The 13,245-nt window shown below is 36.1% G+C and carries 10 protein-coding genes, 1 tRNA gene and 1 pseudogene; 2 read left to right on the top strand and 10 right to left on the bottom strand.

The genetic code is table 11. From position 1 onward, the window contains the following. Positions 1 to 127: 127 nt before the first annotated feature. The gene (locus tag DEF52_RS04965) at positions 128 to 352 is read left to right on the top strand and encodes a TomO hydrophobic C-terminal domain-containing protein (RefSeq protein ID WP_458073336.1); all 225 of its coding nucleotides are present in this window, start codon (positions 128 to 130) and stop codon (positions 350 to 352) included. Here DEF52_RS04965 and DEF52_RS04970 read toward each other — a convergent pair. From DEF52_RS04970 to DEF52_RS04980, 3 genes are read right to left on the bottom strand one after another with little or no spacing between them, the layout of a single operon-like run. Continuing rightward, the gene (locus DEF52_RS04970; RefSeq protein WP_151808032.1) at positions 349 to 1,269 is read right to left on the bottom strand and encodes a tyrosine recombinase XerC; all 921 of its coding nucleotides are present in this window, start codon (positions 1,267 to 1,269) and stop codon (positions 349 to 351) included. The genes DEF52_RS04965 and DEF52_RS04970 overlap by 4 nt on opposite strands. A 2-nt stretch (positions 1,270 to 1,271) precedes the next feature. Beyond that, positions 1,272 to 2,642, bottom strand: a complete 1,371-nt coding sequence (lpdA, locus tag DEF52_RS04975; protein WP_151808033.1) for a dihydrolipoyl dehydrogenase — start codon at positions 2,640 to 2,642, stop codon at positions 1,272 to 1,274. Further along, positions 2,635 to 3,744 carry an outer membrane protein assembly factor BamB family protein gene (locus tag DEF52_RS04980; protein WP_151808034.1) on the bottom strand — a complete coding sequence of 370 codons (1,110 nt, stop codon included), beginning with the start codon at positions 3,742 to 3,744 and terminating at the stop codon, positions 2,635 to 2,637. Before DEF52_RS04980 ends, lpdA begins: the two co-directional genes overlap by 8 nt. Before the next feature lie 357 nt (positions 3,745 to 4,101). Here DEF52_RS04980 and DEF52_RS07075 point away from each other — a divergent pair. Further along, positions 4,102 to 5,028, top strand: a pseudogene (locus tag DEF52_RS07075) (IS5 family transposase). Positions 5,029 to 5,134: 106 nt separating this feature from the next. On the opposite strand, the gene DEF52_RS04995 reads toward DEF52_RS07075, so the two are convergent. From DEF52_RS04995 to DEF52_RS05025, 7 genes are all read right to left on the bottom strand, one after another. Next, positions 5,135 to 5,221, bottom strand: a tRNA-Ser gene (locus DEF52_RS04995). A gap of 31 nt (positions 5,222 to 5,252) precedes the next feature. After that, on the bottom strand, positions 5,253 to 6,059 hold the full coding sequence (locus DEF52_RS05000; protein ID WP_044471259.1) for a DUF2163 domain-containing protein: 807 nt from the start codon (positions 6,057 to 6,059) through the stop codon (positions 5,253 to 5,255). 436 nt (positions 6,060 to 6,495) lie between these two features. Further along, positions 6,496 to 8,475 carry a WD0745 family porin gene (locus DEF52_RS05005; protein WP_151808035.1) on the bottom strand — a complete coding sequence of 660 codons (1,980 nt, stop codon included), beginning with the start codon at positions 8,473 to 8,475 and terminating at the stop codon, positions 6,496 to 6,498. A gap of 207 nt (positions 8,476 to 8,682) precedes the next feature. Next, entirely contained in the window at positions 8,683 to 9,504 is an 822-nt protein-coding gene (locus DEF52_RS05010; RefSeq protein ID WP_006279435.1) for a 3'-5' exonuclease, read from the bottom strand. Then, a complete protein-coding gene (gene era / locus DEF52_RS05015) occupies positions 9,497 to 10,381 on the bottom strand; it encodes a GTPase Era (protein WP_010082484.1) in 885 nt (294 codons plus the stop codon). The genes DEF52_RS05010 and era overlap by 8 nt, the downstream gene beginning before the upstream one ends. 250 nt (positions 10,382 to 10,631) lie before the next feature. After that, positions 10,632 to 11,654, bottom strand: a complete 1,023-nt coding sequence (gene cydB, locus DEF52_RS05020) for a cytochrome d ubiquinol oxidase subunit II (protein WP_010962802.1) — start codon at positions 11,652 to 11,654, stop codon at positions 10,632 to 10,634. Further along, the gene (locus DEF52_RS05025; protein WP_006280502.1) at positions 11,647 to 13,053 is read right to left on the bottom strand and encodes a cytochrome ubiquinol oxidase subunit I; all 1,407 of its coding nucleotides are present in this window, start codon (positions 13,051 to 13,053) and stop codon (positions 11,647 to 11,649) included. The genes cydB and DEF52_RS05025 overlap by 8 nt, the downstream gene beginning before the upstream one ends. Positions 13,054 to 13,245 lie beyond the last annotated feature (192 nt).

A 13,245-nucleotide genomic window follows, 5' to 3' on the forward strand; every position in this document is an offset into this window, starting at 1 on the left:
TTCTGGTTCGTTTTTTACCATTCCTTCCTTAACTTAATGGCAGTGAGAAAGAGATAGGCTTTCATCAGAAAATAGACTGCTCCGTACTAAAAGTCTGAGTAATAAAAACGAAAAACCCTCGCAAGCAATTTCTTCTGATAGAGAACAAAGCAACTACGCTTCTGCTTCTTTTGTGTTGTCTGGAGCGTTTGCTGTTGGTGCATGTTTAACAATACCTAATTTGGAAATATGTATTCCACTTGCTGTAACTGCATTTGCCTTTTTTACAATTGGATGCTACTTTTCATACAAAGCAAACACAACACTTAGCAACGTTAAAAGCACTCAGCTTGGTGATTTAGAACGAAGTTAAGGTTTTGATTTCTTCTCCAAACTCTGCTGAAAATTCTTATACATATTAAAAACATCTTGATAATTGAGGTGAGTGTAAACTTGAGTAGTTTCCAGGCTTGAGTGGCCAAGCAGTTGTTGTATTGATCTTATGTCAATATCTTCCTGAAGCAAATGAGTAGCAAAACTATGGCGAAATGCATGTGGAGATAAAATTTCTGGTAAATTTAACATTCTCCTTATTTTTTGCAAACGATTAGCCACATAAGTTCTTCCCAATTTTTTTCCTCTTACTCCCACAAAAAGATGTTGTGCTTCATCAAGGTAAGGACAGGCTTTTACATATTCTTGTATACATTTTTTTACTACTGGGAGAATGAATACCTGCCTTTGTTTATCTCCTTTACCTGTTACTATTAAACTTTCATTGTTAATATCACTAACCCTAAGGTTCAACGCTTCACTGATTCTTAAGCCTGTACCATATAGCAGGACGATAATCGCAATTTCTCTTTTTACCACCCAAGGTTCGCCCAGGTCGGATAGTTTCATTTCTTTCAATAAAGTTTTTATATTAGATATTGAAAGTGCTTTGGGCAAAGTTCTTCTCTGAATTGGCCTTGATAAGGAAAATACAGCTTCATTGTCTATATTGTGGTTGTTTTTTATGTACTTGAAGAAATTTCTGATTACTGAGAGTGCTCGAGTGTTGGATCTTGCGTTTACACCTCTTGCGTAACGAGAGGTAAGCCAACTTCTTAACTCAGGTATGCTTAAATTTTTCAGAGTACCAACATTTACTTCTCCGCCAATGTGAGTATTTAGGAAACTTATAAGATCCTTCAAGTCCCTCATGTATGACTCTAAAGTATTTGGTGAATAAGATCTGTTGCACCTCAGCCACTCATACCATTTTTCAATGATTGAACCGAGGTCCACAATTATTTTTTAAAGAAAGCATCGATGCACGCATCTCGAAAGGCTTCATTTATATCAGGATGAGAGTGACAAATTCTGTATATATCCTCTGCTGCTGCGCCATATGCCATTGCAACCGCTGCTTCGTTTATTAGCGTGTCAGCGTATGCTCCTATGATATGCACACCTAGTATTGTATCTGCTCTGCTACAAGTCAGCACTTTCACGAATCCTTCAGCATCATCAGTGATTTTTGCTCTGCCGTTTGCAGCAAATTGACATTTACCAACTTTGTACTTACGGCCAACACTTTTCAACTCCTCTTCAGTTTTACCGATTGAAGAAACCGCAGGGTGAGTGTAAATGACAGATGGTATGATTTCATAATCAACGTGAGGTACTTGCCCAGCGATTATCTCTGCAACTGCCACTCCTTCTTCTTCTGCCTTATGAGCAAGCATTGCTCCACCGATCACATCACCAATAGCAAATATTCCTTTTACATTAGTTTCATATCTGTTGTTAACTTGAACGAAACCACGACTGTCTTTCTCTATTTTTTCAAGACTCTCAGTGCATGGTTTGCGACCTACTGCAACCAGCACCTTATCTGCCTCTATAGTGTTTGTTTGATTATCTTTTACAGAGCAAACTTTCACACTCAAAGAATTGCTACTTTGTTTTATCTCCTCGACTTTAGTGCTAAGTAAAAATTTTATTCCTTGTTTTTGTAGACTAGAAAGTAGAGACTTACTTAATTCTCCATCCATTGCTGCAGCGATTCTGTCAAAAAATTCTACTACAGTGACTTCAGACCCTAGCCTTCTCCATACAGAAGACATTTCAAGCCCTATTGCCCCGGCTCCGATTACGACAAGTTTTTTTGGTACTTCAGTTAAAGATAGTGCACCGGTGGAAGAAATAATGTCTTTCTCATCGATATTAATTCCTGGCAAAGAAATAACGTCAGAACCGGTTGCAATTACTATATTTTTTGTCTTCAGCACCTTACCTTCAACTGAAACTTCAAGATTACCTTGGTCAAAAGAAGCAAGCCCATTGATTTTAGTGATTTTGTGAAGGTTAAACAGATATTCTATACCTTTTCCAAGTTCCTGAACTCTGGCGTCCTTATAACCTAGCATTTCTTTTAAATCGAAACTTGCGTCCTTAATTTTTATGCCAAGCTTCGACAGATCATTTTTCGTGTGAGCATACTGATAGGAAGAATGGAGCAATGCTTTGGAGGGTATGCACCCAACTCTGAGGCATGTGCCACCAAAAATGCTATTTTTATCTATACAGGCAACTTTCAATCCAAGTTTTGCAGCAGCGATAGCACACTTATAGCCTCCTGGGCCACCACCTATAACAATTAAATCATAATCAGTCATAAAAAACAAACCTATTTTCTAAAGAATAAACACCTTTTCCCTCAGTTGTTACATATATCTTATTGCGAGTAAACACTGGAGTGTGAAACACATTACCAGGTACTTTGACTACCTTTCCTGCACTTTCAGATCCCGGAAAAGCAAACATTGAACTTTTATTGCTTGTCACCCACAGTGTATGGGCATGCATAATTGGAGCAAATAGTTGCGTATTTTCTATTAAATCAGATGCCCAGACTGTTTCTCCATTTTTTATATCCAGGCCAATTATTTTATCGTCTTTAGTAACTATAAAAATTCTGCCGCCTTCTTTTTGTTTCTCTGCAGGAATAAGAGGACTGTAATATGATTCAATGTCTGATACACTTTTTACTTGCAGTGACTTTGACCATAAAATATTTCCTGATTTTACGTCAATACCATAAATATAAGAATTATTTGTAGCTATTAAAGTATCGCCAAGCACTCTCGGTGTAGTAGTTACATCTGTGAGCTGTGTATCCAAAAGGTTTGTAGCCAATTTTTGGCTCCACAATTTTTTACCGTCTTCATTAAAAGCTATTAACTCACCATTTGAAAATGGTGCTATTATTTTATCATTAGAAATTGCTGGCGATATGGAATACAAACCTCGAACCTCATTGATGCCGTTTTGATAAGTCCAAACGAAGCTGCCATCTTTTATATCAAACACGTACAGATAATTATCAATAGTCAATACTACCAATTTATTATTTATTACTGCTGCTTTTCCTCTTACTGGAGCTCTCAATTCTTTTTCCCACTCAATCTTGCCAGTTTTTGCGCCTATTGCGTGTAAAGTGTTATCCACTATAAAGAAAACATTTTTTTCATAATGTGATAGGCTCATGTTACCAATTTTTTTCCTATGTGAGAGGTGTAATTTCCAATTCATAGCCTTTGAGTTATCAATATCAAAGGAATATAAAGCGCCGTGCTTGTCTGATAAAATAACGCTATTTTCTATAAGCACTGGAGCTACATATCCTTGAGATAGTTTTTTATCCACTAGACTTATTCTCTCGCTTGCCATTGTGTAACTGCTACACAATAACATTATCATGACAATTATTACTTTCATTATTTATTGAAAACAAGATTCATTAATATACATCTTAAGAACCTTAATTACAACGGAAATGTTCTTGCTGCATGTTAAAAACGTTGATTTATGAACGAAATATTATATTATTATGTGAGATAATGTATATTTTTAGAGGTAGTACACCTCATCCACTATGCAGCAACGTGCATAGCTGTATGAACATTGAGATATAAAATAATTTATATCAAGAAGAAAGATGTCATCCAAATAGCCTCTTTTCCTGTCATCCCAGTGCTTGACACTGGGATAGCTTTGTTGCATAGCAACTGAAAAAATCTGGTGGCTACTGACAAAATTCATTATAAATAGCTATTTAACTGTTGAAGAAAAAATATGCCACAAAAAATGAGAGTTAGTAACTGCCATGAATATAACAAATTTCTAGAAAAAAGAGGAAATATTTTTCGTTACATCGATAAAGCTATCGAAAATTGGTATGAAAATAGTCCAAAAATGCAGGGCGGCAACTATATTTATAGTGATAAAGTTGTGATTTTAGTGCATATAATCGTTAATCTTTTTAGAATTGGCTTAAGACAAACAGTCGGGTTTATAAAAGGATATTTGCAACAAATAGGAAGAGATTTGGCAGTTATCAGCTATTCGCAAGCTTCAAAAAAAACTTAATATTAAGATCAATGATTGCAGAATTGATAAAAATAATATGGAAGATATCGAAATTGCCATAGATAGCACAAGCATCAGCATTTATAACAACACACAGCAAGGAAAATAGCGCTGATAGAAAATATCGTGGCTATGAACAGACAAGAAAATTGCATGTAATGTTGAATATAAACAGCAAAAAAGCCATAGCTGCAAAATACAGTAACGGTCTGATCACTATGGAGCTTGCGATTTACTTAAAGGAGTTAATTTTCAGCATGCCATAAAAGCACTATATGCAGACAGAGCATATGACAGACATAAACTCTATAAATTGTGTGATGAATGCGGCATAAAGACAAAAATTCCTCCAAAAAAACAATGCAGCAGAACATCCAAAGTATGGCAGAGAGAAATGCTGCAATTAGACTAATAAAGTCATACAGCGAAGATGGAATGAAGAGGTGGAAAAGGCAAACAAACTACGGAAAAAGATCTTATGTAGAAAGTTTTTTCTCGCGACTGAAACAAACATTCGGGTTTAATTTTCGGAACAAATCTGAAATTAATCGTGGGAAGGAACTGCTACTCAAGTGTTATTTGCTTAATCAATTTACTGACATTGGTATGGCTAAATTTGAAATGGCTACATGAATTTATCGTAAATTACCACCGCATAGTTGTAACATTGTACCATATTACAATGTTCGTACAGTTGTGTGCGCGACCGGGGGTTTTATTCTATTCTAGAAGTAACATACGGAAAAGGGGGGATTCGAACCCCCGACATATTTTCATATGTGCACGCTTTCCAAGCGTGTGCTTTAGACCACTCAGCCACCTTTCCATGCTTATTCATAATATTGAAAATTGTACTGCTAAACAATATAAAAACCTGGTATATAGGGTTCACCACGAAAATTCACAGTATTGTTAAACTTGCTTCTGCAAGTTGGAAATGTTTTATCGCAACCTGCGAGTATTGAATATTTATCTCCAGCAAAAATTTGGTATGGAGGCGAAGTAAACAACGTAACTACTTTATTTTTATATTCTTTTACTACACCTTCAAACGCTATTGAGCCAAAGAATTTTACTACTCCGTGCTTATAATATTCATCACTCTCAGTTAAATTCGTGTCTTCAAATCTTCTTTCGTCTATTACTTTAGTGATTGTACTTATTTTACTAAATTTTTTAGTATCGGCTTTACATTTATCATCGCAAAATTGTGCTCTGCATGCAGGAGAGTATAATTCTGCTATGCTTCTCTCAAGCTTTGCTGAAAGCCCTCTAATTTCAACAATAAATCTTCCACTACTTAATGTCACTTTACCAAAAATTCCTGAATGTAGATTCATTGTTCCCTGGGTCAAGTCTTTATAATTCACAAGAAATATCTCAATATTTGCAAAGTCGTACTTTCCTGATAAAACATCTTTTTTTTTGATATCAACACTATTTAATATTCCCTCAATTTCCAAATTATCAGTCTTTAAATCGCTGTTTAATATTATACTACTGGCTGTAAATCCACTTGAAGATTTATAGAGTATATTATCAATATTTAAGTCTTCATCATAGTCAGTGAATCCCATTACTTCTCCACCTGCAAGCGTTAATTTCCAGCACGTAGCAGTGGTAAGTAATTCTCCAGCTAAATGATTTTTTAGTGTGGTTTGCATAGGGTCCTCCTGCTTAATTGATTAAATTTGAAAGTAGCTATACGGCCAGTAGAATAAGGGCAGTGTGTTCTTTTCTCATCATCTAAGTAGCCATAAAGCGTCATTCCGGTGACCATAGGGTGTCATTCCAGTGCTTGACACTGGAATCCAGGAAATTTTGCTTGTAAGTAAGCAAACTGATTTGGTGAGCATAAAAAGTGGCTGATCTTATGCTGAATAAACGCTTTTGATGAAGTTGCATGGAAAGCTGGATCCCAGTGTCTGGGCACTGGGATGACATCCTTCTTGGTGGAGTGTCCTCAAATCACAATGTTCGTACAGTTGTGTGTCACGCACTGGGATGACAGGAGAGAGGACACCATATGTTTATTTGATCGACAAATAAACACTAACAGACAAGAATACACCACAATTAACTGTGGTGTGTACTGGCTGGTTAGAAAGAAAACTTCACACCAGTAAGAAGGAGAATTCCTTGGTTAGAAGGTACATCAGCATCAGACTCATCTTTCAGCTTACCTGTTTCGTTAGTCATAAAATAATGGAGAGCTGCGTAAGGAACAAATTTGTTCTTACTGCATGCAGGAGACAGATCATATTGAACGCCAAGTGCACCATCATGAAGCATATCTTTGTCATTCATTCTGCTGCCAAAATACGTCAAACTTGTGTAGATATTCTCATGTTGATACCCAGCTCCTACAGTCCAATACATGGTATCTATACTATCTTTACCAAATTGAGCTTTCAGCCCTTCCACTCTTTTGCCATCAGTAGCATCTTTACTATCAATTTCCGTATAGGTATCACCAATTAATTTTTTAATACCCTTCGGTTGACCAGATTTGCCCAAGTATGCAAAAGAGGCAGCAAACTTTACGCCTTGATCTTCATTAATCTTATAATCAGCGCTTACACCAAAATTAACACCCATCAGGTCATTATACTCCACAAATTCCTTATAAAGATGCTTATCTTTACTTGGTTGCTTTGGAAAGCCATATTCACCAACTGCAGAAGTTTTAACTTTTATGTTATGTTTATCAAAGTCATATTCATATGATGCACCAGCACTTACTATGTGCTCATAGTCTGGGCCGACATGCTTTATCGTTTCCTTATGTTCTATCTTACCGCCTTTATCTTCTGAAACTGTTTCTTTTACAGTAAACAAACCACTATCATAACGAGGTGAGTAGCTGATACCAAATCTTGCGCCCATATAATTTGGTGAGTAGTAAGCAACTCTAAATGGCAGTGTAGTCATAACGCCTTTGTTATATTTCCCTGCCATACGGAAAGAGAATTTTTCACTTTCACTCGAAAAACTTTCAGTGTAAAGACGTGGTGTTACATAAAATGGAAAGCTAGCAGCGCTTCCTTCTAAGTTCACTTTTCTGAACCAGTCACTATCTGCAGCTCCGTCAACAGTCGCAATTCTTGTTGCATCAAGCCTCATCAGAGCCTCAGGACCAAATTGGTAACCAAGCTTCACGTCACCATATTTTGAGTTAACAAACACATGCGCACTTCTGCCTTTTGCAGCATAAACACCCTGTGAAGCTCCCTTACCTTCGGTCACTGGGACATGAAACTGCACGTCAGCACCATAAAGAAGACCTAAATCTTCATTCTTATTTTCTGCTCTGAGGTGCAATATTGCATCAGCAATCATACCCATATCGTTGCTGTAATCACCAATATTTCCTATTCCTTCATAGAATATTGGATTTGCTCCTTTTGTTATATCTGGAGTGGCATTATAATACTCTGTAGATCTGTTTGGCATAACGTTATAACGTTTATAATCTGCGCCACTTGGTCCAGCTTTGCCATAACCTTGAGCATCAACAACACCACCAAAAGTTATTCTTAAATTACTTTGCCCTTGATTGGTATCGATAATATCAACTCCACCAACTGAAACAACAGGACTTGCCTTACCTTTTTCCTCTGTATTTTTGTTAACAACTTTTATATCCTTCTTTACATCTTTAGCTTCAACTTTAGCATTCTTAGTTTTAGAACGCTTAGTTTTTGAAACTTTACCTTTTTCTATATTAGAATTCTTAGCGTTTAGAGCTTTCGCTTTTGAATCCTCTATAAGCTTTGCTTTTTTCTCATTTGCTAGCCTGATCTCCTCTTTTTTCTTCTGCTCGGCTGCTAATCTCATCTCTTCCTTTTTCTTAAGCTCTTCAGCTTTTTTTCTTGGATCAGCATTACATATTCTGTCCATCTTTTCTTTCAGTTTTTTATTTGATGTTTTCATAACTTCTGTTTTTCCAGAAGTTTTTGTGCTCTCTTGCTTTTTTATTTCCTTCATACTCTCATCAGGAAAGTCAGCTGCAAAACTGCTGAAAGAACATAAAGTTAATAAAGAAACTAGAGCAGTTCTAGTATACATAGACTTTTTCATGAAGTGCCCCCAAAAAATTTCGAAATCATATCTTAAATGTAAATAGTATAAAAATGTTGAAAATTCAACTTAAAGCAACCTTATAACGAAAATAAAAGTAAAATGCAATACCTTAAAAGCAACTTTCTTAATATGCTCAACGTGTATATTAACCAAAATTTAGTACAGAGGTTCGCTTGTTAGTGCATTATAACTCGACTATTTATTCTATGGAAGTAAAATTTTTCCACCACAAGTTATTTGCCATTCTTCTTTAAATTTCTTTAGGTATTCTTTTTTTTCGCACTCTAAAAGCAGCTCTTCCACACTTTTGTTGTAGCTTTCAGTAGTAATCCTTCCCTGATGATGCATGAACCTTAAGTAAATCAAATAAGTGTTAATTACATCTGTTTCACAATAATCTCGAATCTCTTGTATCTTGCCGCTATCGTATAAGTCCATAACTTGTGACCCATCAACTCCAATCTTACCAGGAAGATTAAATGCTGCACAAACTTCGTTCATTTTTACTCTCGCAGAAGCTCCAAAATCAGAGAGGGATTCAAGCAAATCACAATGCCAATCACTGCTATATCTCTGATTGTAACTATTCCACTTATCGCCAGCTTTATGAAAATATTCTGCTTGAATGCCATGGACCATAGCACGATACTTCAGCACTGGTATATCAAAAGTGCGTCCGTTGAACGAAACTAATCTTGGCTTTTTCTCTGATATGTAGTTAAAAAATCCTTTCACTAGCTCCTTTTCACTGGAATTTAGTGTGCCTCCAGATCTTATTTCTTGCAGTGTGAACACCTCATAACCACTCTGGTAGCTTATATTGCAAAGTAAAAAACTAATAACTACAACAAGGTGAAAAGGCTGACGCAGAAAAGAGTTTTGCCCGTTTGTTATTTCAAGATGATATTTTGTTAATGCATCCCTCTTCTCTTCTACACTACTATCATCACTAATATTGAGTAAATTTTTGCAGGAATTTACATCTGGTATAGTTTCAATATCAAATACCAATAAAGAATTAAGCATTGCCTATATACTCCTCAGGGCGGTCAATCCAAGGTCGCACTTTCACAAATAAAAAGAGGTGTACCTTGCACTCAAATAATTTTTCTAGTTCAGCACGCGCTTCGATATTAATTTTTTTAATATTACTGCCATCTTTTCCTAGTACTATTTTTTTATGACTATCTTTCAACACAAATATGATCTGTTTGATGACTAAACTCTTATCTTTTTTTTCCTCAAATTGTTCAGTTATAACAGCTGTAGAGTATGGCAATTCTTCACGCAAGTTCAAGAATAATTTTTCTCTCGTAATTTCTGCTGATAAAAAATTTGTCGAGGAATCGGTTATTTGATCTTCTTCATAAAACCAGGGGCTCACCGATGCAACTTCAGACAAGTAATTCATCAAATCAGAAAGTCCATCATTCTTTAATGCTGATATCATAAAAACCTTTTCAAATTTATAAAGCAAATTCAGATGCTCATGCGCCATCTTTAATTCAGGCCTTTTTACCAAATCAGTTTTATTGATAACCAAAATGCATCTGCCTTTTGTGCGCTGCAGCCGCATAAATATAGTCTTAATTCTTTCTATATTTTTCAAATAATTGCTTACATCAACAAGCAACAAAGTGATGTCACTATCCTTAACTGCCGACCATGCAGATTTGACTAAAGCTTTTTCAAGTTTTGTTTCTGCTGAGAAAATTCCTGGAGAGTCAGTAAAGACAATTTGTGTGTTGTTGCATGTTGCAACACCCCTTATTTGCGTCCTTGTTGTTTGCACTTTAGGGGTGACAATTGCAATTTTCTTGCCTATGATGCTGTTAATTAATGTAGACTTCCCAGCATTTGGTAGGCCAGCTATGGTTACAAATAAGCATTTTTGTTCTTTCACAAAGAAAATTGTAAAGAAAACTGAATGCCCGCGTCAAGCTACTTATATGACAAGAAGGATGACAGAACCCTTTTTGGTTAGCATGCAAAAAGGAAAAAAACTTATTCTACAAATTAAAAATACAATATACTCAAAAACTTTTCAGAAAATCCATAGGAGGGTTTGCTAATGAAGGTTCTTGAGTTGACGCCATTGCCTGAACGACTGCTTGATTTAAGGGTAACGTTTTAACCATAAGGTCACTAACTCCTTAATATGTGTGTTCATAATTTGATTTTCCACGAAAGACATAATAGCAATAACCAGTGTAAGTTAAAATGATTGGTAAAAGCGGTATTATAACAATGAGCATTAAAGATAAACTTGGCCCAGAAGCGGCTGCATCCAGAATGGTATATTGAAAAGGTATAATCCATGGGTAGATACTAATTCCTAAACCTAAATATCCCATAAAAAAAATAGCAATACTGAGAAAGAATGGACGGTACTCCCGTTTAGTATTCTGAAGATCAAACCACAGCATGAAAAATAGCCAAGATGTGAGTAATGGAATAGAAAATAAATAATAAAAATTTGGCATGCTAAACCAAAAGTTTTTAATACGTTCATTTAAAAATGGTGTCACTACACTCACTAGTCCCATGAAAATACCTACAAAACCAAGCGTATAAGAAGCAACCTTGCGTGCCCATTCTTGTGTTATATTTTCTGTCTTCATTATGAGCCATGTAGAACCTAAAAGTGCATATCCAAATATCACAGCAATGCCTGTCATTACACTAAAAGCACTTGCCCAATCAAATTGGCCACCAGAAAAGTTGCGTCCGTTTACTTCTACACCATGTATAAATGCACCTAAAATCATGCCTTGGCAAAATGCAGCACCAAGTGACCCAAAATGAAAGGCATAATCCCATAATCGCCTGTATTTTCCTTCTGCCTTAAAACGAAACTCAAAGGATACTCCGCGCACTATAAGGCCAAGCAGCATAATAATGATTGGAATATAAAAAGCAGGCATTAATATTGAATATGCAAGAGGAAAAGCAGCAAACAACCCTCCACCACCCAATACCAACCATGTTTCGTTTCCATCCCAAAATGGTGCAATTGAGCTTATCATGTGATCACGGCATTTATCTGACGGTGCAAAAGGAAGTAAAATACCAATACCTAAATCAAACCCATCCATTAAAATATACAGTAAAACAGCTATGGCAATTAGTAATCCCCAGATTAGGGGTAAATTAATTAAGGAAGAAAAATCAAACATGATTGTTGTCCTTTCCAGATGTACCAGCATCAATCACTGAAGCTCCAATACCGTGTTTATAAAATTGCTCTTCTTCTTTAATGACAGGAATTCCTTTGTATATAAGTTTCAGAATATAGTAACTACCTGCTCCAAATATAAGGGTATACATAACGATAAATGCAATCAAAGACCATGCAACCTGAGGACCGGTAATCGCAGATGAAAATGATTCAATTGTGCGCATAATTCCATATACAGTGTAAGGTTGACGGCCAATTTCAGTAGTAAACCAACCTGCAAGTAACGCTATGAACCCAGACGGCATCATTGATATCCACCATCCATGTAAGAAACAACTTTGGAATAATTTGCCACGAAGATACTGTATAACACTTACTGACCCAATTATGATCATTAAAATTCCAACTCCAACCATTATACGGAAGGACCAGAATACCCATACTACAGGTGGTCTATCTTCTTTTTTCCATTCCTTTAATCCTTTTACTTCTCCTAAAAAATCATGTGTTAAGATCAAGCTGGCAAGATTAGGAATTTTTATCTCGTAGTGATTAATTTCATTTTGCTGATCCGGATAAGCAAATAAAAGTAAGCCAGCCCCTTTTTCGGTTTCCCATATACCTTCCATTGCAGCAATCTTAGCAGGTTGATGCTTTAGTGTATTTAATCCATGCCTATCTCCCATGAACAGCTGAAATGGTGCAGCTAAAGCTACCATAATGGTTGCCATACCAAGCATAATTCTTGCTTGAGGAGCATGTCGTTTTCTCCAAAGATAAAATGCTCCTACACCACCAACCACAAAAGCTGTTGTAAGATAGGCTGCTGTTACCATATGAATAAAGCGATAAGGGAAAGAAGGATTAAAAATAATCTCTAACCAATTGGTTGGATATAGGAGACCATTCTCACCAATCGTGAATCCAGCGGGTGTTTGCATCCAACTGTTGGCCGCAATAATCCAAAAAGCTGAAATAAGCGTTCCCACTGCAACAATACAAGTAGAAGCAAAGTGCATACGAGAACTTACTCTATTCCATCCAAATAGCATAATACTCAAAAAAGATGCCTCCAGAAAAAAGGCTGTTAAAACCTCAAAGGAAAATAGAGGGCCGAGAACATTGGCTATGCGGTCAGAAAAAATCGACCAATTGGTACCAAGTTGATATGACATTACAACTCCAGATACCACTCCCATGCCAAAAGCAACGGCAAAAATCTTGATCCAGAATTTATAAACATCACGGAAACGTGTATCACCAGTCTTAAGCCAACACCATTCCAAAAAGGCTAGAAAACTTGCAAGCCCGATCGTGAAAGCAGGAAATATAATGTGAAAGCCTATTGTGAAGGCAAACTGAATTCGAGCTAATAATAAAGGATCAAATTTAAACATTTTACCTAATACCCATGTATTACAAATAATAGCCAAATCTGCCTATAATTCAATCCATTTTTTCACAAAATTGACCTTACCCAGAAAAAGTAGAGAGAAAGTTAAGACGTTTTTGTCATGAGAATAAATTGTGCAGGAATACAACTGTTCCACTGCCATTAAGTTAAGGAAAAAGTGTTAGAATGTATTATA

Origin of the sequence: Wolbachia endosymbiont of Nasonia oneida (genome assembly GCF_009012935.1) — a bacterium.
Lineage (GTDB): Bacteria > Pseudomonadota > Alphaproteobacteria > Rickettsiales > Anaplasmataceae > Wolbachia > Wolbachia pipientis.

What these genes read in the sequence shown, in the direction of transcription:
- DEF52_RS05005 (WP_151808035.1), bottom strand. Translation starts at nt 8,475, where the DNA reads ATGAAAAAGTCTATGTATACTAGAACTGCTCTAGTTTCTTTATTAACT.
- lpdA (WP_151808033.1), bottom strand. Translation starts at nt 2,642, where the DNA reads ATGACTGATTATGATTTAATTGTTATAGGTGGTGGCCCAGGAGGCTAT.
- DEF52_RS05025 (WP_006280502.1), bottom strand. Translation starts at nt 13,053, where the DNA reads ATGTTTAAATTTGATCCTTTATTATTAGCTCGAATTCAGTTTGCCTTC.
- DEF52_RS04980 (WP_151808034.1), bottom strand. Translation starts at nt 3,744, where the DNA reads ATGAAAGTAATAATTGTCATGATAATGTTATTGTGTAGCAGTTACACA.
- cydB (WP_010962802.1), bottom strand. Translation starts at nt 11,654, where the DNA reads ATGTTTGATTTTTCTTCCTTAATTAATTTACCCCTAATCTGGGGATTA.
- DEF52_RS05010 (WP_006279435.1), bottom strand. Translation starts at nt 9,504, where the DNA reads ATGCTTAATTCTTTATTGGTATTTGATATTGAAACTATACCAGATGTA.
- DEF52_RS05000 (WP_044471259.1), bottom strand. Translation starts at nt 6,059, where the DNA reads ATGCAAACCACACTAAAAAATCATTTAGCTGGAGAATTACTTACCACT.